Annotated in this window: 28 protein-coding genes; 24 read left to right on the plus strand and 4 right to left on the minus strand. The window is 43.9% G+C overall.

Translation table 11 applies throughout. The features are described from left to right. Nucleotides 1-20: 20 nt before the first annotated feature. Together L6442_RS07735 and L6442_RS07745 are read right to left on the minus strand one after the other, a co-directional pair. Entirely contained in the window at nucleotides 21-1448 is a 1428-nt protein-coding gene (locus tag L6442_RS07735) for a serine hydrolase domain-containing protein (protein WP_212977625.1), read from the minus strand. Nucleotides 1449-1793: 345 nt separating this feature from the next. Further along, a complete protein-coding gene (locus tag L6442_RS07745; RefSeq protein WP_212977626.1) occupies nucleotides 1794-2012 on the minus strand; it encodes a DUF6199 family natural product biosynthesis protein in 219 nt (72 codons plus the stop codon). A 379-nt stretch (nucleotides 2013-2391) separates the two neighbouring features. On the opposite strand from L6442_RS07745, the gene sigY reads away from it, so the two are divergent. The 20 genes from sigY (at nucleotide 2392) to L6442_RS07840 (ending at nucleotide 20081) form a co-directional block, all read left to right on the plus strand. After that, nucleotides 2392-2925 (plus strand): RNA polymerase sigma factor SigY, encoded by a 534-nt coding sequence (gene sigY, locus L6442_RS07750; protein ID WP_306436673.1) that lies wholly within the window; start codon nucleotides 2392-2394, stop codon nucleotides 2923-2925. Further along, a complete protein-coding gene (locus tag L6442_RS07755; protein ID WP_194233296.1) occupies nucleotides 2912-3322 on the plus strand; it encodes a YxlC family protein in 411 nt (136 codons plus the stop codon). The genes sigY and L6442_RS07755 overlap by 14 nt, the downstream gene beginning before the upstream one ends. Next, nucleotides 3315-3548, plus strand: a complete 234-nt coding sequence (locus L6442_RS07760; RefSeq protein ID WP_194233297.1) for a hypothetical protein — start codon at nucleotides 3315-3317, stop codon at nucleotides 3546-3548. The genes L6442_RS07755 and L6442_RS07760 overlap by 8 nt, the downstream gene beginning before the upstream one ends. Nucleotides 3549-3609: 61 nt before the next feature. Continuing rightward, nucleotides 3610-3807 (plus strand): PLD nuclease N-terminal domain-containing protein, encoded by a 198-nt coding sequence (locus L6442_RS07765; protein ID WP_194233298.1) that lies wholly within the window; start codon nucleotides 3610-3612, stop codon nucleotides 3805-3807. After that, nucleotides 3804-4727: an ABC transporter ATP-binding protein gene (locus L6442_RS07770; protein WP_212977627.1), complete on the plus strand. Its 924-nt coding sequence runs from the start codon at nucleotides 3804-3806 to the stop codon at nucleotides 4725-4727. The genes L6442_RS07765 and L6442_RS07770 overlap by 4 nt, the downstream gene beginning before the upstream one ends. Then, on the plus strand, nucleotides 4724-5491 hold the full coding sequence (locus tag L6442_RS07775; RefSeq protein WP_212977628.1) for a hypothetical protein: 768 nt from the start codon (nucleotides 4724-4726) through the stop codon (nucleotides 5489-5491). The genes L6442_RS07770 and L6442_RS07775 overlap by 4 nt, the downstream gene beginning before the upstream one ends. A 189-nt stretch (nucleotides 5492-5680) precedes the next feature. Beyond that, nucleotides 5681-6043: a hypothetical protein gene (locus L6442_RS07780; protein WP_212977629.1), complete on the plus strand. Its 363-nt coding sequence runs from the start codon at nucleotides 5681-5683 to the stop codon at nucleotides 6041-6043. Between the two features lie 74 nt (nucleotides 6044-6117). Continuing rightward, nucleotides 6118-6867 (plus strand): 2,3-diphosphoglycerate-dependent phosphoglycerate mutase, encoded by a 750-nt coding sequence (gpmA, locus tag L6442_RS07785; protein WP_194233302.1) that lies wholly within the window; start codon nucleotides 6118-6120, stop codon nucleotides 6865-6867. A 227-nt stretch (nucleotides 6868-7094) separates the two neighbouring features. Beyond that, complete coding sequence (locus L6442_RS33060; protein ID WP_194233303.1) at nucleotides 7095-7265, plus strand: gallidermin/nisin family lantibiotic; 171 nt, start codon at nucleotides 7095-7097, stop codon at nucleotides 7263-7265. 78 nt (nucleotides 7266-7343) lie between these two features. Beyond that, nucleotides 7344-10520, plus strand: a complete 3177-nt coding sequence (locus L6442_RS07790; protein WP_212977630.1) for a lantibiotic dehydratase — start codon at nucleotides 7344-7346, stop codon at nucleotides 10518-10520. A gap of 3 nt (nucleotides 10521-10523) precedes the next feature. Then, entirely contained in the window at nucleotides 10524-12356 is a 1833-nt protein-coding gene (locus tag L6442_RS07795; RefSeq protein ID WP_212977631.1) for an ABC transporter ATP-binding protein, read from the plus strand. A 41-nt stretch (nucleotides 12357-12397) separates the two neighbouring features. Further along, nucleotides 12398-13747: a lanthionine synthetase C family protein gene (locus tag L6442_RS07800; protein ID WP_212977632.1), complete on the plus strand. Its 1350-nt coding sequence runs from the start codon at nucleotides 12398-12400 to the stop codon at nucleotides 13745-13747. A gap of 94 nt (nucleotides 13748-13841) precedes the next feature. Next, nucleotides 13842-14573, plus strand: coding sequence for a lantibiotic protection ABC transporter ATP-binding subunit (locus tag L6442_RS07805; RefSeq protein WP_194233307.1), 732 nt, complete (start codon nucleotides 13842-13844; stop codon nucleotides 14571-14573). Continuing rightward, complete coding sequence (locus tag L6442_RS07810) at nucleotides 14570-15325, plus strand: lantibiotic immunity ABC transporter MutE/EpiE family permease subunit (RefSeq protein WP_212977633.1); 756 nt, start codon at nucleotides 14570-14572, stop codon at nucleotides 15323-15325. The genes L6442_RS07805 and L6442_RS07810 overlap by 4 nt, the downstream gene beginning before the upstream one ends. Before the next feature lie 3 nt (nucleotides 15326-15328). Next, a complete protein-coding gene (locus L6442_RS07815) occupies nucleotides 15329-16090 on the plus strand; it encodes a lantibiotic immunity ABC transporter MutE/EpiE family permease subunit (RefSeq protein ID WP_212977634.1) in 762 nt (253 codons plus the stop codon). A gap of 3 nt (nucleotides 16091-16093) precedes the next feature. Continuing rightward, nucleotides 16094-16801, plus strand: coding sequence for an ABC transporter permease (locus L6442_RS07820; protein ID WP_212977635.1), 708 nt, complete (start codon nucleotides 16094-16096; stop codon nucleotides 16799-16801). Then, nucleotides 16762-17685: an ATP-binding cassette domain-containing protein gene (locus L6442_RS07825; protein ID WP_212977636.1), complete on the plus strand. Its 924-nt coding sequence runs from the start codon at nucleotides 16762-16764 to the stop codon at nucleotides 17683-17685. The genes L6442_RS07820 and L6442_RS07825 overlap by 40 nt, the downstream gene beginning before the upstream one ends. Further along, nucleotides 17679-18422, plus strand: a complete 744-nt coding sequence (locus tag L6442_RS07830) for an ABC transporter permease (RefSeq protein ID WP_212977637.1) — start codon at nucleotides 17679-17681, stop codon at nucleotides 18420-18422. The genes L6442_RS07825 and L6442_RS07830 overlap by 7 nt, the downstream gene beginning before the upstream one ends. Nucleotides 18423-18449: 27 nt before the next feature. Then, nucleotides 18450-19163 carry a response regulator transcription factor gene (locus L6442_RS07835; protein ID WP_194233313.1) on the plus strand — a complete coding sequence of 238 codons (714 nt, stop codon included), beginning with the start codon at nucleotides 18450-18452 and terminating at the stop codon, nucleotides 19161-19163. Nucleotides 19164-19172: 9 nt separating this feature from the next. Further along, nucleotides 19173-20081: a sensor histidine kinase gene (locus tag L6442_RS07840; protein ID WP_237100265.1), complete on the plus strand. Its 909-nt coding sequence runs from the start codon at nucleotides 19173-19175 to the stop codon at nucleotides 20079-20081. Between the two features lie 36 nt (nucleotides 20082-20117). Here the strand turns inward: L6442_RS07840 and L6442_RS07845 are convergent, their stop codons facing one another. Further along, nucleotides 20118-20735 carry a helix-turn-helix transcriptional regulator gene (locus L6442_RS07845; protein ID WP_194233315.1) on the minus strand — a complete coding sequence of 206 codons (618 nt, stop codon included), beginning with the start codon at nucleotides 20733-20735 and terminating at the stop codon, nucleotides 20118-20120. An 877-nt stretch (nucleotides 20736-21612) separates the two neighbouring features. Here L6442_RS07845 and L6442_RS07850 point away from each other — a divergent pair. Both L6442_RS07850 and L6442_RS07855 read left to right on the plus strand, forming a co-directional pair. Next, nucleotides 21613-21957: a DUF1904 family protein gene (locus tag L6442_RS07850; RefSeq protein ID WP_212977639.1), complete on the plus strand. Its 345-nt coding sequence runs from the start codon at nucleotides 21613-21615 to the stop codon at nucleotides 21955-21957. A 488-nt stretch (nucleotides 21958-22445) separates the two neighbouring features. Further along, nucleotides 22446-23375 (plus strand): manganese-dependent inorganic pyrophosphatase, encoded by a 930-nt coding sequence (locus L6442_RS07855; protein WP_212977640.1) that lies wholly within the window; start codon nucleotides 22446-22448, stop codon nucleotides 23373-23375. A 181-nt stretch (nucleotides 23376-23556) separates the two neighbouring features. Here L6442_RS07855 and L6442_RS07860 read toward each other — a convergent pair whose 3' ends face one another. Further along, nucleotides 23557-23751 carry a hypothetical protein gene (locus tag L6442_RS07860; RefSeq protein ID WP_212977641.1) on the minus strand — a complete coding sequence of 65 codons (195 nt, stop codon included), beginning with the start codon at nucleotides 23749-23751 and terminating at the stop codon, nucleotides 23557-23559. Nucleotides 23752-24028: 277 nt separating this feature from the next. On the opposite strand from L6442_RS07860, the gene L6442_RS07865 reads away from it, so the two are divergent. Together L6442_RS07865 and L6442_RS07870 are read left to right on the plus strand one after the other, a co-directional pair. Next, nucleotides 24029-24922 (plus strand): TetR/AcrR family transcriptional regulator, encoded by an 894-nt coding sequence (locus L6442_RS07865; protein ID WP_212977642.1) that lies wholly within the window; start codon nucleotides 24029-24031, stop codon nucleotides 24920-24922. A 48-nt stretch (nucleotides 24923-24970) separates the two neighbouring features. Then, a complete protein-coding gene (locus L6442_RS07870; protein WP_212977643.1) occupies nucleotides 24971-26200 on the plus strand; it encodes an MFS transporter in 1230 nt (409 codons plus the stop codon). Nucleotides 26201-26524 lie beyond the last annotated feature (324 nt).

Consider the following 26524-nt stretch of genomic DNA (forward strand, 5'->3'; position numbering starts at 1 on the left):
TATCTTGGTAGCGAGGTATTTTATCGGTGAGTGTATACAAACCATGTAATGCTTGCTGTTAATAAGGCTGACGAAATCAAAGCTGTAAGAACACTATATGTTCGCCAAATAAGTATCGTTGACCAATCGAGAGCACAGCACAGTATACCCAGGGCAATCGTAACGATCAGGAAAATAACTGTTACGATTATTCTCTTTTTTGTCATTGGCTGCCGCTCATTCGTTTTCCTTCTGCGTAATCCTAAGAGAAATAGCAAAACGGCCAATAGGCAAAGAATAATTGTGATAGACGACAAAATGATATCCAAAAGCTGTGTGCCGCTTATTCCATATAACTGCGTCAGATTGCCGTCTAATATATCTTTAACTTTTAGTACCATGCTTCTATTGATATTTGCTCCGTTGGTCAGCAAGCAGATGGCTGTTCGTTCATTTAGCAGTATGACCACTTCGGTTCCGAAATTGGGATTGCCCCCTGGGTGCTCTATAATCGTTTGGTCGGCGTTTACCGACCAGCCTGCCGCATAATACATATCGTTGACAGCCGAAACAGACATATCACCCCTATGTGATTTTTCGATAACCGTGTGAAATATTTCGGGTATGTCCTGCACGATACCCATCTGTATGCCCATCCAACGCGCCATATCTTTTGTATTAGAAATGATGTAGGCTGCGGGTTTATTCCCAGCATAATCCGGAGCATTAAATGGAGTTGTCATAAAAAAGGAAGAACGGTAGCCCTGTGCCAACTGTCCGGTGGCTTGAGCATCTTCTTTATAAACATACGTCTGGTGAAGACCTAACGGCTGAAATACCTGTTCCCTCATAAAGTCTTCATAGCTTTGTCCCGACACAATCTCAATAACCAGACCCAATACGTCATAATTAACGGTTCCATAGTTATACTGTTCACCGGGAGGGAACGCCAATTCAGCATCCACGAGCATTTCCACAGTCTTTTGCAACATATCCGGTGTATTGCCTTGTGGAATATTTTGAGTATGCCTAATATTTGTTAGACCACTGGTATGGTGAAGAAAGTTATTTAGTGTAAGGCTTTGCATATCAACAGGTTTCCCTTGATACTTTAACGTAAACCAAGGTAAATATTTTTGGACAGGGTCAGTCATTGAGAGCAGCCCTTGCTCTTCCAACAGCATAATACCCATACCGGTAAAAGCTTTACTGACCGAGGCTAACTCATAGAGTGTATTTTCACTTGCAGGCAACCCCTTTTCACGATCTGCGTACCCGGAAGAAAAGTAGAGCACTTCATTATTCGCAAGTATTGAGATTGACATTCCCGGCACACCTGATATACGGCTTGCATCATCTAACAACGCTTGTATTGCCGCAGATTTCGAATCTGACAACGCATAACTTTGTGTTGCGAATCCTGAGAATAATATAAATATCGTTAATACAAAAACAATAATCTTTTTCATAAACTCTCCTTTTTGAAAAAAATAATACCAGGAAAAGCAATTGTTGCAATTATATATATTTTATCTTTCTTGCTATACAGATGGGGAAGGTGTGCCCCCCGTATCACGACTGCCAATAAGTGTTACATCGGGTACGACTGGCCAGGCACCGGCACGATCATAAAAGCCGGCCAAATGCGGTTTACACGTAATTGTCCCGCTTGACATTAGACTATCGTCCGGCCAAATCCGATTGAGCAAAACAGCAATTTCACGGCGTAATGCGTCAGGCGCTTGATTATAATAAATCGCTTGAACGGTACAAGCTTTCATTGTTTTCTCCTTTTATCTCATAGAGATGCAGTGTCATAAAAACACTTTTAAAGCCCCAAGCAAGATGAATACCGCTCCAAGAACAGTGGCGAAAATTCCGCCAATTTCGGCCATAATTAAATAAGCATCGCTGGGTTCGGAATCTCCATTCACCTTCCAGCCTTCATTATATTTCCATCCGAATGAGGGGTTTTTGATTTGAATGATTCCTAACACAAGTATAGCAATTCCAAAGATTATAAGCAGCCACATGGCAAACACCTCCACAAGTTAATTTAAGCATCGACGGACCAATGTTGCGCTTGATTATTCTCAAAATCATAAAACAGAAGCTTATGCTGCCACAGCTTATTTCTTTGGTAAACATGCTTTCCGGCAGCTACTCGAGTTAGGGTCACATTGAGCTATAAGAAATTAATTACATATTCAATGCTTATGTTACCATATTTTGGGGCGCTTATTATGTGTAATGTGGAAAATACTTTTTGAAAAAATATCGATCGACGTGAACGAATCACGAACCTTATACGTAATATGGGTGATTGCTGAAGTTGCGTACGGGCTTTTGCGATCTTTAAACGACATTGGAGCGGGATAAAAACCGGGTAGTGGAAAGGATGCGGGTGAATGCATGGTGGATGAACAAAAACAAATCGAACGCGCCCGGCGCGGGGACGAACATGCGATGGCAAAGCTGCTGCAGACCCATTACTCCTTTCTCATGAAATATCTTGTCAAAATGACGATGAACCCGGTGCTCGCGGAGGATTTAGCTCAGGAAACGATGCTGAGATGCATCGAGAAAATTCATTTATATAATGAAAAATCCAAATTTTCCTCTTGGTTGATCACATTGGCGACTCGAATTTATATTGACCAGATGCGCAGGAACCGGACGGAAAAGAACTGGAGGGATCAGGAGCGCGCTTTTCGTTTAACCGAATGGCAGCTGAAGCATCAGAAGGAAGCGTGGACCGATGCGGTACAAGCGCTGTCGCGGCTGGATTATGAGTGGCGCCTCCCGATCCTGCTCAAGCATTATTATGGCTACACTTACGACGAAATCGCCGATATGATGGACATTCCGCCGGGTACGGTGAAATCCAGAATACACAACGGACTGCAGCAGTTAAGGAAGGAGTTGACGACAGATGAAACGAAATAAGCGGGAACGACAAGGTGATAATCCCAAAAAAGCATGCCCGCCGCAGGCAATAAACGAGGCCGGGGAGATGGAGGCTGAGGACGAGGCTCTGGTGAAACAACTTCTTCGCGGATTTGATCAAATGGACTTGACGATCATGCATCCGGAACCGCCGCCCCTTTATGAACTGGAGCAGTTCGTGGCCGGCCACAAGCAGAAACTGCGCAAACAGGCCGCTCTGGAATGGATTTTGTTTCTCGTTATTGCAGTTGTGGTCATTGGGGGCAATATGCTGCTTGCGGTAAGCAGTTTTGCTGCTTTCATTGCTATTCAAGGAGCTCTATTTGTCAGCGTCATCGTTTTTGTTTTGCGTTTCTGGCGGAAAGCCCGAAAGAAGGTGAAGTCGGGCCATGCATAACACAAATGAGGGGCCATTACCGGTTTGGGCGTGGATTTTGCTCGCGGCATGCATTTTGCTGACCCAAAGCCTGTGGCTGTTTCGAAATGCCCGCCGCCATACAAAGTATTACTGGATTTGGGGATTGATCGGGCTGATTCAATGTCCTTCCCCGTTAGTTGCCTACTGGTTGGTATACGTCTACTGGCCGCGGCGGAAAAAACGGGATAAGAATCGTCCCCACTAAAATGAAGCGGGATTTCCCAATCGCATATCAAACTTAAATTATACGAGAGGAGAAACAGCGCATGCATACGGAAATACCATGGAACCTGATTGCGCCGCTGCTGGTCATTCATTTGATTTTGGCTGTGGTCGGGCTCATATCTTTATATAAAGCGGAATCGACGCGCGGCCCGAAATGGATGTGGGTCATTGTGATCTTGCTCGGTAATCTGATCGGCACCGTTGCTTATTTTGTCGTAGGGAGGAAGGAAACATCATGACGCAGCCGCTGCTTCAGATCGAAGGATTAACCAAACGCTTCAAAGACCGGACGGTCGTAGACGGGATTTCGTTTCAAATTCAGGAAGGCAGCTGCGCAGCCCTGCTCGGTCCCAACGGTGCTGGCAAGACGACTACGATCAGCATGCTTGCGGGACTGCTGCAGCCGACAGCAGGTTCGATCCGTCTGAACCATCGCGGCGTCCCGGTTTCGGACCGCAGGCCGTATATTGGCTATTTACCGCAAATGCCCGTTTTTTATCCGTGGATGACCGGAAAGGAATTTCTGCGTTATGCCGGAGAGATTGCCGGACTTACAGGAAGGGAGGCTGCGCTGAAGACGGAAGAGTGGCTTGAAGCCGTAGGGCTTAAGGATGCAGGCAGACGGAAAATCGGCGGTTATTCGGGAGGAATGAAGCAGCGCCTTGGGCTGGCCCAGGCATTGATTCACAGTCCGAAGCTGCTTATCCTGGATGAGCCGGTTTCGGCGCTCGATCCCGTGGGGCGCAAAGACGTCCTGAATCTGCTGCAGCGGATCCGCAGCAAAACGACGGTGCTGTTCTCTACCCATGTGCTGCATGATGCCGAAGAGGTTTGTGATGAAATTCTCATGATTCAAAACGGACGCATCGTATTACAGGGGAACCTTGATAGGATCCGCCTTGAATACAGCGAACCGGTAATCCGGATTGAGGTCGGATCGGATGCGGGTTCCCGGGATTGGCTCGTTTCGGCCTCCAAGAACGCTTTTGTTAGCCGGGTGGAGATGGGGAAAACATGGGCTAAATTGACGGTAAAGGACGTTGAGGAAGCCTCCATTCTTTTGATGGCGGATGCGGCTGCGCGGCGGGTTTTGATCCGTAAATTCGAAGCGGGGCAGAGCACTCTCGAGGATTTGTTCCTTAAGGTGGTGAATGTATGAGACAATTTGCGTTATTTTTCAGGAAAGAAATGCTGGAGATGTGGCGGAGCTATAAATGGTTGTGGGTGCCGATCGTCTTTTTGATGCTTGGCGTGATGCAGCCGGTGGTAACCCGCTTTATGCCGGAGATTTTGAAGTCTTCGGGCAGTTTGCCCCAAGGTATGATGATTAAGTTCGAAACCCCGTCAGGAGCTGAGGTTCTAGCCCAGACGCTTGGCCAATACAATTCCGTCGGGCTGTTGATTCTTGTGTTGTCTTTGATGACATTGATCTCTGCTGAACGCCGGAGCGGCGTCGCGGCCATCATTTTTTCCAAGCCGGTCTCATTTATTTCTTATGCCGCCGCCAAATGGGTTAGCATGCTGTCGCTGGTCACGGTATCTTTCGGGCTGGGATATGCCGGGGCCTGGTATTATACCGTGCAGATGATCGGCACAGTGGATGCCGCGGCTGCCGTTAAAGCCGGTCTTCTTTATCTTGTATGGATGTGGTTTGCGGGGGCTGTTACCTTATTTGTCGGCTCGTTTTTAAACCCTGCGGCAGGGATCGCTTTTGTAAGCCTGGGGGTACTGCTTCTGCTGCCGATGGTTACAGGCATGTTTCCGCATGATATGGCTTGGAGTCCCGGCACGCTGCCGCAAGTTTCCGCAGCATGGCTGCAGCAGGGAAATGCGGATATAGGGTCACCGCTGTTGATCAGTATGCTGTGCATGATCTGTTTTTTCATCGGAACTGTCTATCAGGCAAGACGCAGACCCTCCTGAGAAGGACCCTTGATTTGCCAGCAGGCGAATATTGTAATAATATGGAACCAAGCAAATAAGCATCTCTGACGGGTATTCCTCCTTACGATATGTGACTTCAATTCAATTTTACGCTACCTGGCGATGAGGAGTATATATCCGGTTTTGACTCGGAATTGATGGGAAATCTATTTTGGAGGAATGAACGGTTTGGAAAAAAAGAACAGTGTTTTATTGCTTGCGCTAAATGGTATCATGTTGGTCGTTATTATTTGTTTGGTCATCCTAATGGTAAAACCGATGTCGGAAAAGGAAACCCGCATTTCGGGGAGCCTGACTACAGTGGTACCGGGAATCGATGCGCTAAACAGCCAAAACCAGCCAGTCGTTCGCAATAAATCCGGGGAGCAGGTCGTTTCGCTTGGAGGCAACCGTTTCGCGGTCATTGACAATAACCCTGACTCGGATACGCATGGCAATGTGCTTGTCTACGAATACGATGAGAAGTCCGGCAAGCTGAATTTCCTGACTTCCGACAATTTTATCATGCGCATGCATCAAAGAACGGAGTAAAATGGTGAAGTCGGGAGGCCGACGATCCGCGCAGCAGCTTTACGGCTATAATGACAACAAGGGAGGTAATCACGATGTATAAAGTAGTGTTGGTAAGGCATGGGGAAAGCTTATGGAATCAGGAAAACCGGTTTACGGGCTGGACGGACGTCGATTTGACGGAAAAAGGCGTTCAAGAAGCCATCAAGGCGGGTGAACTGCTGAAGCAGGTCCCGTACGAAATCGATGTTGCGTTTACATCTGTCCTGAAAAGAGCGATCAAAACGCTTCACCACATACTCGACGTCAATGATCTTCTCTGGATCCCGATCTATAAACATTGGAAGCTGAACGAACGCCACTACGGCGCGCTGCAAGGACTAAACAAGCAGGAAACCGCAGACAAGTACGGGGCGGAGCAGGTTAAAATCTGGCGCAGAAGTTATGACGTGCCGCCGCTGCAAATTACGGCCGATGATGAACGGTATCCGCAAAAGGATAAACGGTACGGACAGCTGACCGAGCAGGAAATTCCGCTTGGGGAAAGCCTTAAGGATACGATTGCCCGCGTTGTTCCGTATTGGGAAGCGGAGATCGTGCCGCAGATCAAGGCAGGCAAAAAGGTGCTTGTCGTGGCCCATGGCAATAGTCTGCGCGCGCTCATGAAGGTGCTCGAAAACATCAGCGATGAAGATATCATTGACTTGAATATTCCTACGGCCGTGCCGATTATGTACGAGCTGGATGAAAATATGACACCGCTGCGGCGCGAATTTCTCGGCGATCGAAAGGGTGTGCAGGAGAAAATCGACGTTGTGGCCAATCCATCAAAAATTATGGAATAATGAAGAAACTTTAATAGAGGGGTCCCTTTCACGGAAAGGTGACTCCTTTGTTTTTTTTGTGGTGCGTTATACGGGGTCACCTGAAACAGAAGTTAAAAAATATTTGCACAAGTCCGCAATTAAATATACATAAAAATACATTACATGATCTATATGGTGTTTATTATTATTAATTACAGATCTAGATCTATTTTCTTTAATATCGAAAAAAGAAAGGAGGATGGAATATGTCGGGAAACGCTAACAATTTCTTTGATCTGGATGTTCAAGTAATCAATAAATCTGATGTTACCCCTATGGTAGACAGTAAATCCTTGTGCACTCCAGGCTGTACTCCAACAGCTACATTATGTACAAGTTGTCTTTTCAACTGTACTTATAAGTCGCCTTGTAAGTAAGATTCTCTGTCGAAAAAAAGGAAGAAGAGAGAACACTCTCTTCTTCCTTTTACTTAATGAAGAAAGGTGGAATAGAACATGCAAAAAAATATCGAACCACAAGTAACAGAAAATAAAACATCAACATTGTATAAGCCGCTTCCTTTCTTTATGATGCGTTCTCCTCTTTTGCCATTGGAGTTTTTTGACGAACTTGTTTCGTCTGGAGATTTCCACAGTTATCTAGAAAAAGTTCTGGATAACGAAAAAATATTAGAATCTATTCTAGTATCAAGCACGCGTTTGTATGAAGCACTTCCGTATTTAACCCAATCTAATAAAAAGAAAAGAAATCAGGTTTCCTCAAGTGTTCTTAAATATCTTTCCCGGATGTCTACACGCCCTACCCCCTTTGGTTTGTATGCTGCCGTTGCTAGTGGCAAGTTAACCAATCACACAAAAATTAATATGGCTTCCAAACTGTTATTTAAACGAAGTCGTCCTGACATGGAATGGCTCCTCGGTATTGTAGGTGAACTTGAAAAGAGAATTGATGTTGTGAAACAGCTTCGCGTCGTAAAAAACTCCGTTGTCCAAAATACCGGGGGACGAATTGTATTATTATATCCTTCTTCGGGAGGCCAATTTTCGAATGAAAATACGGAAAAAGCAAGTAAAGTCACCATAAAGGCTACACCTCCCGTGAATTTAGCATTATCTCTGGCTGAGAATCCCATAAGCTTTGAAGAATTGCTTCAACAATTGATCAAGGAATTCGGGGGGATGGAAAATGCGGGAGAAGAAGTGATTACGAATTTCCTTTGGGAATTATTCTCGAAAGAATTTCTAATCAGCGAATTACGCCCGCCTTTAACCCTTTCATCACCGCTAGAGTATATATTGCACTGTCTTGATCGGCTTGAGGGAGTAGAGAAGGAGAGGGAATGTTTACGAAATGTCAAAATATTGATGCAAACATATGATTCCTGTGATTTGGGAGAGGGAATCGATACATTTCTTGAACTAACCAGTTATATGAGCCGTTTTTGCGACACCAAATCAGTGGTTCAAGTGGATTTGGGGCTTGCTGCCGAGACCATTCATTTGAACTCATCCGTAGGGGATGAGATCGCCAAAGCTGCCGAGATTTTATGGATGATGTCAAGTTCCAAACGCGGATTTTCCCATTTAAAGGAGTATCATTCCAAGTTTCTGGATGCTTATGGCATAGCTTGTGATGTTCCGATATTGGAACTTTTGAACGAAGAGACAGGTCTCGGTGTACCCTCAGCATATTTAAATCCAAATGTTGTAGAACCGGATAAGCAGGAAATGACAGACAAGGAAATTGGACGGGAACTGAAATTAATGGAGCTTGTAGAACAATCCTTATTAAATCGCGATGAGGAGATCGAAATAACGGATTCATTTATAGATGCATATGTAGAAAGTGATAGGAATACAGATGAGGCCTCGCACTCCATAGAAATATATGCCGAAGTGATAGCATCTTCTCCCCAGGCTGTTGATCGCGGGGAATTTACATTGGCAATAGCGCCGAATCCCGGTTCTTTTGATGCCGGGGCAACATTCGGAAGATTTCTAGATATGTTTTCTGATGAAACTAAGGAATGGATAGGAAATATTCGCAAGCGGCGCGAGGAGATACAACCTAATACTATTTTTGCCGAAGCGACATATATTCCGGCGTACGGGAGGGTTGCCAATGTCATGTTGACTCCAGGATTGAGCGAATACGAGATTGGAATCGGGACAAACACCGCACCCGGTAAAAAACAGATCGCTCTTGATGATCTTGTCGTTTGCGCAACCCACGATAAACTTATTTTGAAATCCAAAAGTTTAGGAAAGCAAGTGAATGTAACGGCGGGACATATGCTGAATTTTCGAAATTCCCCTCACATCTATCGTTTTTTACGAGAGCTCTCATTTGAATCTGTCCGACCATGGCAACCCTTTGAATGGGGGAAGCTAGAGCAACTTCCGTTTCTGCCCAGAGTGCGTTATCGCAAGACGATCCTGTCCCCGGCAAAATGGAATTTGTTTATAACCAATTGCCCGGCGAAGGAAGAAATACAAGATGATGATGAATGGTATGCCTGGGTACAAAACTGGAAATCTGAGTGGAGGGTCCCGAGATTCGTATATATGGTTGACTCCGACAATCGGATACTGCTTGATTTGGAACATATGGAATTTGTAAAGGAAATGAGAAAAGAGTTGTTGTCTCATAAGGTGGTTACTCTTCATGAAAGATTAGGCTCCTTAGAAGACCGGTGGGTGAAAAATCATGAGGGGCATTTTGTGGCGGAATGTGTCTTTCAATTGGAGAAGAGGGATCAGCAAAAAATCCCCGATGAAGTTTCTCCTCTAATCAGAATGGCCCCTAAGGAAGAAAAAATGAAACTCCCTGGAAGCGAATGGCTTTTCGTAAAGCTATATGGCGGAGAAGACAGGCAGGATGAGTTTCTTTCCAATGCCATTATTCAGTTCGCTGAAAAAGCAATCCAGGACAAGGATGCTGAAAAATGGTTCTTTATGCGATATGGTGACCCGGATCTTCATATACGGTTACGATTTAATGGAAATCCCGAAATCCTGATGAGTCGATTGATGCCGAAACTCCATCAATGGGGCCAGGAATGCGTTAATGAAGGGTTGATCCGCAAAATGGTCATTGACACCTATGAACGTGAAGTTGAGCGGTACGGAGGACCTAGGCTCATATCTGCGGCAGAACATGTATTTCACTTGGATAGCAAAGCGGCATGTGCTTTAATCCATCTTCTTAGGTATAAACAAATAGATTGGCCCAATTATATCGTTGCAGCCGTAAGCGCTATCGACATGATGAAAAATTTCAATTTGGGCTATGAGCAGCAGCTCGAACTTCTGGATTCAACTGTAGACAAAAAACAATATCAGAAAGAATTTCGTGAATGGCGTTCCGACCTGCTGGAAGTATTCTCTGCTGAGGATTGTTATGAGATTTTAAACACCAAACCGGGTGGAAGCGTTCTTCGGCATGCCTTTGAAATAAGAGCATCAGCTATTCAAAATTACATGGAGCAAATGAGCCAGGAGCATGAAAAGAAACAAATAATTAACGATGTCCCCAATATCATTATGAGTGTCATGCACATGCATTTTAATCGTTTGTTTGGAATTAATCGGGAATTAGAGGAGAAAGCAATGGTATTTGCCAGACATGCCCTGGACAGCGTTATTCAATACCATAAACATGTGAAGAGATAGGTGATGATGATGTCACATGACGAGCAAGAGAGCATTGAATCATTAAGTCTTTTGAATGTGGTAAGATCCTTCAGGTATTGGCCCCGTATTTTTCAATTGCTCTGGAAGGTTTCGGCCAAAGACCTTATATGCTTCTCGATTCTAAATCTGATTCAAGGCTTTTTACCTGCCTTATCCATTATGGCCACCCAGCAATTAATCAACAATATTACTTCAACTCAGGAAAAAATCCTCGGCGCTTTCCTGTTCTTTATAGCCGTTTCTATTTTTTTCGGTGCTGTGTCTATATATCAGAGTTATTTTGAGTCCCTTTATCAAGCCAAACTTTCGAATTATACAAACGTCATTATCATGGAAAAAGCCTCACGGTTAACGCTCGCTGATTTTGAAAATTCACAAGTTCAGGATCAACTGAAAAGAGTGCAGACGGATTCCGGCTACCGTCCATTTCAAATTACGAAGCAGATATTCGGTATTGCAAGCAATTTGATTTCCCTGGTATCCATGATATCGATCGTAATGATTTGGAATTGGTGGGCAGCGCTGCTTCTTATCTTGATCCCCGTAATTTCGTTTTTCTCTTTCTTGAGGATCGGAAGACAGGAATTTGTTATCCAATGGAAAAGAGCTCCAAAATCCAGATCGGCTTGGTACCTGAGTTACCTATTAACCAGGGATAATTCATTTAAAGAAGTAAAGCTGTACACTTTGGGCAGTTATTTTGTTAAGCAGTACAGGAAAATATGCGAGGATTTTTTTGCTGAGGATAAATTGTTGGCCGGTAAAAGGCTAAAGTATAGTGTCGTATACAAGTTAATTGATAACTTATCGTCATATTCTATTATTTTTCTGGCGGTTATTTCTGCTTATAGAGGGCAGTTGCCGATTGGTAACGTAGTGGGCATATTCCAATCTATTTCTCAAGTACAGGGAAGATCGGACAGCATTGTTCAACAGGTATTGGGACTATGCCAAAACAATCTTTTCCTGGAACAGCTGTTTAGTTTTCTGGATATTGATTCTACTGAAAGAGAGCGCCTTCAAGAACGAAGTGAAATTAAAGAGATTAACAAAATCGAGTTCCGGGATGTATCTTTCCGGTATCAGGGAAAGCAACAATATGCCTTGAAAAATATTAATTTTACTTTAGAACAAGGACAAACGGTTGCAATCGTCGGCCATAATGGGTCGGGAAAATCAACCCTTATCAAGATTTTACTGCAGTTGTATGCCCAGACGAAAGGCCAGATATTAATTAATGACTTACCGATCCAGGAAATAAATGATGTTAGTTATCAAAAGAGGGTCGGTGCCGTATTTCAGGATTTCGTACAATATGAAATGCCCGTGAGACAAAATATCGGATACGGGAATATCGGAGAGGTCGATAACGATCAAAGAATAGCGGAAGCTGCTTCAAATGCGGGAATAGACACTTTGATTGAAAACCTGCCCAATAAGCTTGACACGCAACTCGGACGCTGGTTTGAACATGGTCATCAGCTCTCTGGCGGACAATGGCAGCGTATAGCGATTGCGAGGGCTTTTATGAGGGACGCCGACGTGTATATTTTGGATGAGCCTAGTTCATTTCTCGATCCGGAAGCTGAAAGGGACGTGTTTGAGCGGTTTCATGATTTGATTAAAAACCGAATTGGAATTTTTATTTCGCATAGGCTTTCTTCTGTTAACTTCGCTGATCAGATATGGGTGATGGAAGAAGGGGAGATTGTGGAGATGGGAACACACGCAGAACTTATGGCAAGAAATCAAACCTATGCAAGACTATATAGACTGCAGGCGGATGCCTATTCCACAAATGTCTCTGCTGTTTAATAACCGATCGTCAATTTATTCTATGTTAGTGAGGTGTTCATATGACGGCTCATACATTTCAAAATGATTTGGCCGAGAAATTTAGTACAGCTAGAGCTATTGGGGTGGAAATCGCTAACCGTATGAAGGATCCAAAAGAGGTTAGGCAAATCATCACGGCTCATGGAAATATATCTATTTTTGGGGAGCATCCTTGGAGAGATACTGCATTTTCCGCCGGATATCCCGGAATTATACTGTTATTTGCCGAGTTGGATCGTCAGTCACCTGAGGAAGGGTGGGACTTGATCGCCCATCAATATTTATTAGCGCTGCAAGAGGGATTGCAGGAAGAGGGCTATCCCAATTCCTCGATGTTTGGCGGATTAGCGGGCATCGCTTTTGCCGCTTATACGGTATCAAGAAATGGTACACGATATACCCGGTTTATCCGCAATATAACCGATCTGATCATTGAAGAAGTATCAGCGTCATTAAAAGCCTTTGTCAGCGGCGAGCTATGGCCCGGTCCAGGAATCTCCCCGGCATTTTACGATGTTATCATGGGTTTGAGCGGAAGCGGTCGTTACTTGCTCGAAATAGCAAATGATGATGATAGGGCATATAAGCTGGTCATAGACATACTGAAATTTATGGTTAAATTAACAGATCCTATTACGGTAGATGGGTATTGCGTGCCAGGATGGTATGTTCCTCAGCGTTATCAGTTTACCGAGGAAGATAAAGAGCATTTTCCTAAAGGTAATTTCAATTGCGGGTTGGCCCATGGAATCCCGGGTCCTCTTGTGCTTATGAGTAAAGCATTGCAGAAAGGAATTAAAATCGATGGGCAAGTTGAAGCAATACAAAGAATATGCGAATGGTTAATTAACCATGCAAAAGAAGATGAATCGGGGTTGTATTGGCCAAGTTTTGTCTCTTTCGAAGAGGAGACTGCGAATGATAAAAATTCTGAAAGGTCGAGAGATGCTTGGTGCTATGGAACTGCTGGAGTTGCACGTGCTCTCTTTTTAGCGGGAAGCATACTTAAAGACGAGGAAATTAGCCGATGGGGTATACGGGGGTATGATGCCATCTATTCAAGGCCAGAAAAAGTCTGGAATTTGACAGGACCGACTTTTTGTCATGGCTATGCGGGCTTATTGTATTTAACTTTATTAATGGCGAAAGATACGCAAGAAGAAAGGTATGAAGGTTATATTGAAAGGATTTTAGACCCTTTAATGGATTGTTATGATACTCAGGCTCCATTAGGCTACAAGGATATCGAAATCAAAGATGGAATAGACAAAGCGGGAATATTGGACGGCGCTGCGGGGATTGCATTGGTCCTTATATCATTAAATACAGCGGGAGAATCGGAGTGGAACTATCCTTTTCTGATTTCGTAAAAGTAAGAGTTTTGTAAGGTTTTTTTAAACAGGGGGTAAGATGTCATCCTTAGACTAATGAGTGTGAACTCATTTTGAATGGGGAGGATGGAATATGAATTATGTTGTGGAAACAATAAATCTTACGAAAGCATACAAAAAACAGGCAGCTGTTGATGGTGTTCATTTACAGATCAGCAGAGGAAAGGTATTTGGCTTGCTCGGTCCCAACGGGGCCGGAAAGACGACGCTCCTTAAATTGCTTGTCGGGCTGCTGCGCCCTACCTCGGGTGAGATTAAATTGTTTGGCGAGCCTTGGAGGCGGGAGTCTTTGGCTAGGATAGGCGCATTGATCGAGACGCCGGCGATTTATGGGCATCTGACAGGGCGCGAGAACCTGCAGGTTCATCAACGGCTGCTCGGTATACCTGTAAGCCGGATTGATCGTGTTCTTGAAATCGTCGGACTTCATAAGGTTGACCGCAAAAAGAAAGCGGCTGCTTATTCTTTGGGAATGAAGCAGCGCCTGGGAATTGCTATCGCATTGTTAAACGAACCCGAATTGCTTATTCTTGATGAACCGACCAACGGTCTTGATCCGCTGGGAATCCGGGAGATGAGAACTCTCATCGAATCTTTTACTGATCAAGGAATAACTGTTATTCTTTCAAGCCATATTCTCAGCGAGGTGGCTCAAATTGTTCAAGAAGTCGGTATTGTCAGTCACGGGAAATTGCGTTTTCAGGGCACGCTTGATAACTTGATGACGCAAGGCAGCGGCCAGGAAAATCTGGAGGAGCTTTTTATGCACTACGTGGACGAAGGCAAGGAGGCACTTTACCGATGAGATCATTTGTAGGTTCCGAATGGCTGAAGTACCGCAGAACGCTAACGCCTTGGCTGGTCGTCGCAGGCCCTTTTATTTTTGCTTTGATGCAGATGGTATTTGGTCTACTTATCCCGGGCGGTGTAGATTGGTCTCTTGCGCTAATGAATATCTATAATTGGTGGTCTGGTTTTGGTCTCCCTTTTGGAATTATTCTATTGACTGCATTATCCGTATCATATGAAAGAAAAGCGGGAGCCTGGAGGTTGCTTCGCGCTTACCCGGTCAAAGGAGGAAACCTGTATTTTTCGAAATTTATCGTTATAGCGCTACAAACTTTAATCGCCTGCATTTTCCTCGGGCTTTTCATCATATTGCTTTGCAGCTGGAGTGTTACCGGTACGATACCTTGGGGGCCGATTGCTCTCGGTATAACAATTTCTTGGCTTACAGCCCTTGCACAAATCGCTTTCATGCTTTGGGCTGCCCATATGTTTGGTTTTGGTCTGACTATCTTAATCGGTTTGGCAGGAATGATTTGCGGGATCCTGCAAAACAACCGGATTGAAGGATGGATGCTGCTTCCGTGGCAATGGCCGCTTCGAGCATTGGGAGCTCTTTTTGGTTTTCAAACAAACGGCATGCCACTCGATCCATCCAGTCCACTATTAGACAATAAATTAATTATAACGGCAATAATAGCCAGTCTATCCGTTTGCGTGGCGTTATCTGTCGCAGGAGCCGCTTGGTTTAAACGGAGGGAGGTTCAGTAACAGATGCTCAGTGGAATATATTCTGAATGGGGGAAATATCGGCGTACGGCAATTCCCTGGATACTGTTTCTGGTTCCGCTTGCTATCGCGCTTATCCTTTTGAAATATGGGTACCCATATCGATTAGGTAACAGCACATGGACTATAACCCATATTTTTGATAAGATTGGAGATATATGGTACGGGGTGTTTCTGCCTTTTTTCTGGGGGCTGATTCCGGGAATGGCTGCAAATCTCGAGGCAAGCGCAGGTCGCTGGATATCGTTGCGTATCACTAAGGTTTCGCCAGCTAGGCTGTATCTTAGCAAGTTGGCCGTAATCGTCATTTATACAGGGTTAAGTATGTTATGGTTAATTGCTTTGGTAATGATCAGTGCAGGGATACTGAACACGACAGGTTCAATGATGAATTGGATGGCTCTCCTTTTGGCTATTGTCGTGGGTTGGATTTCCTCCCTGCCGCTCATCATCATTGGCTTATGGCTCGCTGAGGCATTTGGATGGCCGGTATCCGTCGGCTTTGGATCGGTTGGAGTGCTCGTTGCGGCCATAATCGGCACAACGAGTTTGGGTAACGGAATATGGATGGCGTTGCCATGGACTTGGCCGGTACGTTTTTCATACAGCACCTACATGTTATTGATAGATTCCTCCGCAAACGAATATTCCATTATTAAATCTTGCGCGTTATTCATCATTGTTCTCGGCATTATGGTTGTGCTTGCCGCAGCTTCATCCTACTGGTTCAAGAGGCGGGAGGTTTGATTCATGTTTCTAAACCTTATTCGATCGGAATGCATCAAATACCGCCATACACTTCTTGTTGTGACCATTGGACTCGCTCCCCTCTTGGCAGCTGCGCTTTCCATATACAGTGAATTTGATAACGACTTCCATTGGAATCATATTTTACGAACGGCCGGCTTGTTATGGTTTGGAGGATGGATACCCATGATTTGCGGCCTTCTTGCAGGTTTTGCTTGTCAGCTTGAAAAGGGAGCGGGGAACTGGAAGGTTTTGCTGGTTAGACCTGTTTCGCCGAAATTGGTTTATTTCTCAAAACTGTTCGTATTGGTTATTCAAATGACTCTTAGTACAGCTCTGCTTTTCATTATACTGAATATAGCCTCATTATTTTTCCCGGACCAGGAACCGGTACCCTGGCTAAAATGGGGGGGGATGTGGACAGTTCAAACGCTCTTATCCATGAGTATTCTTTTTCTTTCATTTTGGATTGCGGCTGCAGCGGGACGTATAATAGCAGCGGGATTTGGATTTTTTTGCGTTATATTTTCTGGATTGTTGAGGATGATCAGCGGTTGGGGGAAGGTCGAAATTCCATTCTCCTTAATGGGAATTCAAATTCTTTTTGCAATAGTAGGTTGTGCTGCCATTTTATATTTCAGTTTAGTTTGGTTTGATAGAAGGTGGAGGACATGCAAGGAGGGGCACCGATCGTTTGGACTGTTTCATTAGCCAAATCATATCGCAATCATGACATCATAAAAAATGTGAATCTCAATCTAAAACAAGGTGAAATATATACTGTTTTGGGCACTAAGGGATCAGGCAAAACGACGCTGCTAAAATTATTGGCCGGAATCATAACCCCCACGGCAGGAAGTATCGAAATGTTTGGCATGAATCTATCAAAGAAGGTAAGTCGGAAGAAGCTTAGAAGGGTCGGCTATATGAACGGCGGGACTGGATTTTTGAGCCATTTGACTGTTGCCGAAAATCTCGACATCCATCGGAAATTAATGGGGGTGCCAGGAAAGCAATGTATCGACGATACGCTTCACAGATTTTATCTGGCTGAATTCAAAAATATCTGTGTGAAAGAGCTGCCTAACGAGATTAGGAGGAGGCTTAACGTCGCCCGGGCTCTTTTACATCGGCCGGAGCTGCTGCTGCTAGACGAGCCTGTTCAAGGCATGGACTCCTACACTCAAAGCGAGATTTTTCGTCTTATTCATGAACATGCCGCATCTCAACAAATGACCATCGTATTTACCGCCCGTCGCATGGAAGATGTTCCGTCTTATTCAAGTCAGGTTGGTATCATTCATCAGGGGGAAGTAATCAAGCAAATAAAGGCATCCGACCTTTCATCCCAATCCATGAACCATATCATCATTAAAGTAAACGATGTTGCGAAAGCGAGCGTTCTTCTTGAGCAGGAGATGGGAATCTATAATTATAGGGTGGTCGACCATGAATACCTCTGGGTTTTTGAAAAACTGAATCATTCGGCAGACATAAACCGCATTTTGATTCGTGGAAATGTGGATGTTTATGAACTCAGATTTGGCGGCAAAGACGATGATTTGATGAAGTTTTTAGAGGAGGATGAATGTTAACCCTGATATCTGTCGAATTTTTAAAGCTTAGGCGCTGCAAAATATGGTGGCTAATCTTATCTATATTTGCTGCTCACGCCTATTCGGACATTTTGAAAGTCAGCAGTTACCATTGGGATGTTTTTTTAAACGCAACATATATGAATCTTTGGCTCCGTCCCATACTCTTTACTTTCTTATCTGGATACCTTTTTACAAGGGATGATGAGCAGCGCATGCAAGTCATCTTCTTTTCATATCCGTTTAACCGCAGCCTCTGGTTTTTATCAAAATGTCTGACGGCCTTTTTATGGGTGGGAATGATTTTGTTCGTATCAGGTATCATCGACGTAAGTCTAGGAATGCTCTTTCTTCAAGATCCTTACACGTTTTCCGTGTTGAAATATCAATGCATGTCATTTTTGGGGTCTTGGATTCTATTTTCTGGATTGATTCCTCTAGGCATTATTCTGGCGTTAGGAGTTCGTAGCACGGTGCGCTTAGGCATATTATCTGTTCTCATTCCCCTGCTGGAGCTTCCGTTAACGGCATTGTTTCCGAAATATGCATTAATTAACCCATGGCTCCTACCCTATTTGTACTTCAGTTTTCCTTACAATTATCCGACACATTTTTTATGGGAGCGGGGATTATGGATTTCGGTGACGTTGATCGCCGCAAGTTTATTTTTTAGTTGGTATTTATATGTGGCCAGGGATCCAAAAACGGATTCGTACAGGTACTCTCTAGAAGAGTGATCAAAATGTAATTTGAAGGTGATTTTAATGGAAAATGCCGCCCGTATTTTAATTGTTGAAGATGACTCGGATATATGCCAGCTAATTACTGACGCTCTTCTTAAAGAGGGGTATAAGGTGAACGCGGTCCATAATGGTCTTGCAGCTGTTGATGAATTTGCTGCTAATCGTTATGATCTAATGATCTTGGATATCATGCTTCCTGGAATCGACGGTTTCGAAGTTCTTAGAAGAATAAGGGAGAAGGAGAAGATCCCCATCCTATTATTATCGGCAAAAGACGAAGAAGTAGACAAGATTTTAGGGCTTGGAGGAGGCGCGGACGATTATTTGACAAAGCCCTTTTTGCTTGGAGAACTTTTGGCCCGTGTGAGAGCCCAATTGCGCAGGTGCTTTTATTATCATCCCGAGGTTGTAAGAACATCCGATCCGGTTATTTCTTATAAAAAATTGAAGATGAATTTGAATACGTACCAAGTCGAAGTGGATGGAGAAACCAAAGTTTTGACCTCAAAAGAATTTGATATCTTAAGATTACTTATTTCCAGTCCTAGGCGTGTATTTACCAAATCCCAGATTTTCGAAAATATATGGAACGAGCCGTTTTCCTCCGAGGTGGACGAAAATACGATCATGGTTCATATCCGGCGCTTGCGAATAAAAATTGAAGCAGATCCTTCGCATCCCGAATATATTCAGACCGTTTGGGGGATCGGGTACCGTTTAGGCGGAGAGGAGTAGCGAATTTACATGCTGGGAATCTTTATCATCATATCATTGGGAACTGCTTTGATTGTTCAGTCTATTCATCAGATGATATTTATCCGCCAGGTTAAATCTATTAGTCAGGGACTGGCGGAATTACGGTCTAATGAAAGGTTTTTTTTGCATGTCAGCACAAGGAGCACGGTTCTGAATGAGCTGGCTGAACAGGTGAATTTAATAGGGGATCATATTCAATCGCTGAATCAACGAACCAAACGGCTCGAGAAAGTTCAAAGACAGGTGATGACCCATATTGCACACGATTTGCGGACACCCCTAACCTCGTTATCCGGTTACGCCGAATTATTAAAAAATAAAGTGGATTTAAGCCATGAAGAAATGACAAAGTATGCGGATATTATATTTTTAAAGTCGCAGAATATGACCCGGATTATCCGAGATTTTTTTGAATGGGCCAGGCTTGAGGCTGATGACGTCAAAATGAATTTTCAAAAGGTGAACATGGTGAAGAAAGTTGAAGAGGTACTGCTATCATTTCTGCAGGATTTCAATCATTTAGGGGTCGAACCCATTCTTGATTTGCCAAAATCACCGCTATGGGCGTGGGCTGACCCCGCCAGCATTGAAAGGATATTAAGCAACCTGATTACGAATTCTTTGCGTTATGGTGCAGATGGAGGCAAGCACGGTATTCGAATGTGGTCCAAAGAAGGACGCGTATGGATTGAAATATGGGACTCAGGGCAAGGAATTCTTCCCGAGAACATCCCGTTTGTTTTTGAACGCCTTTACAAGGGAAAGAGACACTACGGCTCTTCATCAGGGAGCGGCCTTGGGCTTAGCATTACAAAGAAATTAATCGAAAAACATCATGGTGAAATATTTGTTCACAGCGTTCCGTTTGAAAAAACATCTTTTACCTTTTACATATAGCTGTTTAAAATTTTCAGATCGATTGACAGGGACCCGCTAATGAATCATTTGCTGGATGATATCATGTTTTACATACCCTTTAAGGATCCCCTTTAATACAGCTTGGGCTCTATTGCTTGCGTCAAGTTTATAAAAGATATTGCTTATGTAATAGGAGACTGTTCTATTGCAGATATGCAGGGATTTAGCTATCTCCTTGTTTGAAAGGCCAAGCGTTATGCACTCCAGCACCTTTTGTTCTTGACTTGATAAGCTGTTTTCCGAACTCCTGAGATTGGAAATTTTGAATTGACTGTAAACCATTGTAATTGTTTTATATATGTCGGATATTTCAACTTCTTTCGTAAGGAATGCATCGATTCCGCCAATGTTTTTATTGTATAAGTGGTAGTTCTTATCAATGGCTAGCAAAATGATTTTTAAATTTGGGAATGTGCTTTTTAGATTCATAAAGGAGACTTTGAGACAGATTTCTAAATCAAATTCGAAGATAAGTACATGCGGGTTGTAAACTCGAATGGCCTCTATAGTACTTTGCTCGGATTTGTATTTACAGGAAGTCACTTTCAAATTGTCTTTTTCCTTCAAATAATTTTGTAATGCCCACAGAAAAATTCCCCCTACGCCTATTGTCATAACTGAGATACTATTCAATTCTTTACTCCTCCTCTTTAATTTTTTCTATAGTATCTGTTAAAAATAGTGGGTTATTTTTTTTGGTTTAAATATTAGCAGTTAGTAGATTTAGAGGGTTTTCTTATTATATTAATATTATATTTTAAATCGCTTACAATTTCTAGGACAATTATAATTATTTAATTTTTTTGTTATAATATGTATTTTTTGAATTGCAAGGAAATATACGAAGGTAACATATACGATTGCCCGCGTAAGCAAGCATAGCATCACGCTAACCTATTAAAGTATGCAAATCTGCATCCTATTTCAGCAAAATCACCGCTTTACATGGAAAAACCTGCAAATGGAATCAACTTTATAATGAACATTTACGGGTGTTTGCACAGTGGCATTATAAAATGATTTTTGAAGTCGTTTTTTTGGATTTTAGTAAAATCCTACATACAAAAATGACTGGCTGTTCCATTTGGAAAGTTGCAAAAGTGCATCTATTTTAGCGCTCCAGGTAACTATGGCTAGAAAGCTTGCAATAGTGCATCTTTTCCCCAGCTTTTAGACATAAATAGACGATTCATAGTCAAATGGATGCACTTTCGCAACAATTTTCCATTTCACGCTATAAAAGGCCTGAAATGGATGCACTTTCGCAACATTTTTCCTTTTCACATGATCGGCTGTCGTCTGAAAAAGCTTGCGCCCTGAATCGATTTAACAATGATTGATATCGAGTATTTAAACCTGCGTAGTGGCCAACCCGTAAAAACTATGGAATAATGAAAAACTTCAAAAGAGGGGTCCCTTTTACGGAAGGTGACTCCTTTAGTGATTTTGTGGTACGTTATATGAGGCTAGGTCACCTAAAACAGAAGTTCAAGGAAAGAAGGGAAATGTTTTGCCTTTTGTCAGATTTACGGGATTCGAAAAAAACGTGGTGGAACATGTCGCACCCGCAATCATTGAGGATTTTGCAGCTATCGCCAACATTCCGCAGGAAATCGTAAAAATAGAGCTTTTACCAGTGGAAAAAATCATAAATAGTCCGCAGTCCGTTGAAATTTACATGTTTCCGAGAGAACAGGAGAAGCATGACGCCATCGCCAAAATGATCAACGAACATCTGAAAAATGAAGGATTTCACCGCGCTCATATTTTTTATGTCCTGCTGCAGCCATCGCTTTATTATAAAGAAGGATTGCCTTTAAACGAGATTCCTAGGAAAACGGTTCACGAGACTTGAGCCAAGCATCCGTACTTGTTAAAAAGGGGCCCGCAAGGTAATCGGAATAAGCTTCGAAAGCCCCACGCCACTCAGTACTTTGCTTCGCAAAAGCGCCTCTCTGCGAGATGCGTCGGACTTCTTTCCGATACCCTCAGTACTTTTGCTTCGCAAAAGCGCCTCTCTGCGAGATGCGTCGGACTTCTTTCCGATACCCTCAGTACTTTTGCTTCGCAAAAGCGCCTCTCTGCGAGATGCGTCGGACTTCTTTCCGATACCCTTTGTGGGGTTATTCTGCAAATAAATCTGTGTATAGGGAATCAATTTCATAATGGATATATCGGCGTTGTGAAATTGATTTTAGGAATTGGAATATGAGTAAATTGTCGCTATAATCGTAAGTAGATGCGATCAAGAAAATAGTAGCAGCCATTTTCTTAATCGCGTCTAGACCAATACATTTCAGGAATGTCTTTACTTTAACAATGGATAAGGAGTATGAAAAACTCATGGCTAAAACATTGATTTTCGGGCATAAAAATCCGGATACGGATACGATCACATCAGCTATTGTGTACTCATATTTGAAAAAACAGCTGGGATTCGATACGGAACCTGTGCGCCTCGGCAGCGTGAACGGCGAAACGCAATATGCGCTGGACACTTTCAAGGTTGAAGCTCCGCGTTTGGTGGAGAAGGTGTCGGATCATGCCAGCGAAGTAATCCTGGTTGACCACAATGAACGCCAGCAAAGCGCTGACGACATCGATCAAGTTCAGGTTATGGAGGTCATCGACCATCACCGGATCGCGAATTTCGAGACAAGCCATCCGCTTTACTACCGCGCTGAGCCTGTCGGCTGTACAGCAACGATCTTGAACAAGATTTTCAAGGAAAAAAATGTAGCGATTCCGAAGGAAATTGCCGGCCTCATGGTTTCGGCGATCGTATCGGACACGCTTCTGCTGAAATCCCCGACTTGCACGGACGAAGACGTGGCGGCAGCACGCGAATTGGCGGAAATCGCCGGCGTGAACCTGGAAGCATACGGTCTTGAAATGCTGAAAGCCGGAGCCGACATGAGCAGCAAAACGATTGCCGAGCTGATTTCGCTGGATGCCAAGGAATTCCAAATGGGCGACCAAAAGGTTGAAATTGCCCAAGTTAACGCTGTCGACATCAACGATGTTTTGAATCGTCAGGCTGAGTTGGAAGAAGCTTTGAACAACGTTATCAGTCAAAAAGGCCTGGATCTGTTCGTATTTGTCGTTACCGACATCCTGAACAGTGATTCCGTAGCTCTGACGCTGGGTAAAGCGGCTTCGGCTGTGGAAACGGCGTATAACGTGAAGCTGGAGAACAACAAAGCCGTATTAAAAGGCGTTGTATCCCGCAAAAAACAAATCGTACCCGTTCTGACCGAAACATTGAGCAAATAAGACTCTGGATAAATATAAACAGGCGCCCTTCCCTGAGTGGGGATGGACGCCTGTTTTTTTGGTTTGCAGCTTATTTTATATGTGCTTTCGCTTCTTAAAAGTGAAAAACCTGTTCATGTCTGAACAGGTTGGGATAAAAGGATTAATTCTGTCAGTTTCCAGGAGAAGGGATTGGCTTCGATTACTGTTCGGGTTCCTCGTCTTCCTCAGAATCTTCTTCGGAATCTTCTTCAGAATCTTCTTCCTCGTCCGATTCGAATTCCTCTTCTTCCGCGTCTTCCTCTTCCTCTTCCTCGTCTTCGGCTTCTTCAATGTCGTCGATTTGAGATTCTACTTCTTCTTCGGACAGCAGCAGTTCGTTTTCAAAATTTTCCATGTCTTAATCCCTCCTTATAATACACTTATTCATAAGTGCAGTTTCAATATATCACTAGTACATCAAAACGTCTGTCACATGCTGGAAGTTGAATCCCATAATTTTCAGTCATATTACTACAAAAAACGGGCTTGCCGGAAGATACGTCGAAACTTTTCCTGTTCTCTTGACCGGGTAAAATTCACACGTTATAATGCAATAAAACCAACCGGTTTAATTTAAAAACTCATTGGTTTTTAAGGGGGATGATTTCAATGAAGAAAGGAATAGAGACATAGTGTCCAACGACCGCAAACAGGAAATTATGGAGGCAGCCATTCGTATTTTTTCGCGCAAAGGATTTAACGGTTCCACCATGCAGGACGTCGCCGACGCTTGCGGCATGTCCAAAGCGACGTTGTATCAGCATTACAAATCCAAGGATCAGCTTTTATTATCCATTTTTTATATGGTGAACGACCGGATTTACTATAAGCTGCAGTCCGTGATGCACCAAGGAGATTTTCCTGCGGAGGAATGTTTAAGACAACAAATCGAACTTCTGATCCGGGATTGTCTGTCGCACTGCGAGCTGATCCGAATGCTGCACGCGGAACATCCGAATGCTTTTAACGATGAAATTATGAAGGCATCAGGGGAAATACAAGCAAGAATGATCAGTCATTTTGAGCGGATGCTCCGGCTGGTTTACGGTCCGCGGGTCGAACCGTATGGAGTGGAACTGGTCTTTGTCTTGATGTCGCTGCTCGACAAGTTCAATGAGCTGATGATTCTGCAAAATGTGGTGGTGAATGTAAAGGAACTGTCCGATTATATTATGAAGCTGCTTGGTTTTATGGCGGAAGGTCTGATGGAAAATGGCGTCAAGCCGATTATGAGCGAACATAACCGTCCTGAATGTTTGCGTTCCGGCTCGCCGGAGCCGGAATCGGACAGTGTGGAAGGCCTGATATGCCGGATGTACCGCAATGCGGATTTGCTGCGGGATGCCGGGAAAGCGGAGCAGGACATCCGCAATTCGATCCTGATGTTGGATCACGAACTTAAAAGCCCTTCGCCGCGCAGATTTATCGTGCAGGGGATGCTTCACAATCTGCTTGGAACCGAAGAGCTGCGCGAGTCAGCCGAATGCCTAACCCGGCTACCGGAAATGAAACATTATATAGATTAAAGAGAAGATTGACAAAAATACCGGATAACAAAGGAGAAACCATAACGAATGTCCTCTGACAACAAAATGAACAAGTCACTGATTGTACTTATGATTAATATGTTTATCGCGATGCTGGGCATCGGACTTGTCATTCCGATTTTGCCGAAGCTGCTCGAGGATTTCCATGCCGGAGGAACGGCCGCCGGTTATTTGATCGCCGCCTCCGGATTGACCCAGTTTCTGTTTTCGCCGATTGCGGGGGAGTGGGCCGATAAATACGGACGGAAACGGATGATCGTATTGGGGCTTTTATTATTTACGTTGTCCCAATTTATATTTGCGAGCGCAAGTGTGATGTGGATGCTGTATCTATCCCGTTTCTTGGGAGGGATCGGCGCCGCGATGATGGTTCCGGCCATGATGGCTTACGTGGCGGACAGCACGACGGAGGATACGCGTGGCAAAGGCCTCGGTTTGCTTGGCGCCGCGATGTCGCTCGGATTTGTAATCGGGCCCGGAATCGGCGGATTTCTGGCGGATTTGGGCCTGCGCGCACCGTTTTATATTGCCGCTTTGATCGCGGCGATTGCCACGGTATTATCGGTTGTTATGCTTAAGGAAACCTTGTCCTTAGAACGTCGGCAGGCGGCCAAAAATTCGAATGTGAAACGGGAGGGCATCGTAAAACAGCTGATTTCTTCCGTAAAAGCACCTTATTTTATCTATTTGATCCTGGTGTTCACCCTTACCTTCGGCCTCGTTAATTTTGAAGCGATTTTCAGCCTGTATGTTGACAACAAATATGCATACACAACCAAAGAAATTTCGATTATGATTACCGTCGGATCGCTGGTTGGCGTTATCATCCAAGGTGCGTTTATCAATAAATTGCTGCATCGCTTTGGGGAAAACAAGCTGATCAACGTTTCCTTCCTGATTTCGGCCATCACGATGGTGCTGATGCTGCTCTCAGGCAACTTCTGGTACAATATGCTTATGATTCTTGTTTTCTTCACCTTTACTTCGATTATGAGACCGGCAATCAATACGATGTTATCCAAAATGGCAGGACCCGAAGAGCAGGGGTTTGTCATGGGAATGAACAATGCTTATATGAGTCTCGGGAATATTTTTGGGCCTGCGCTTGCCGGCATTTTGTTTGACGTTCATATGAATCTGCCATATTCGTTTGGGGCGATCATATTGGTGCTGAGTCTGCTTTTGTCCGTTTCATGGGGGAGAAGAGGAACGGGAAGCGGCAAACAGAAGCTTGGAACGGCAAACAGCAAGGGATAAGCATGTGGATCTGGCTGTATGAAGCAAGTCTTTCCAATCTGTATCCTGTGATGAGTTGCTAAGTGTCGCATTGTTTGCAGCTCCCAGCGCATGTTGCAGGTCTGCATGAGGACGGTTCACCAGAAAAGGACCTTCATCATGCAACGCATGCAACGCCACACTGTGCGAAGCTGCCTGCAGTGAGAAGGCGCATCCCAACGACGCAGGAACATTCAGAGGGAAAAGATGCGTAATTGCAGTTTTTTACAAAAAAATAATGTCTGGGTGAAAAAGCTTGTGAAAATGCAGGCTTTTTTGCTTTTTTTTACAACTATTGTGATTAAA

This window comes from Paenibacillus azoreducens (assembly GCF_021654775.1).
GTDB lineage: Bacteria > Bacillota > Bacilli > Paenibacillales > Paenibacillaceae > Paenibacillus_AQ > Paenibacillus_AQ azoreducens.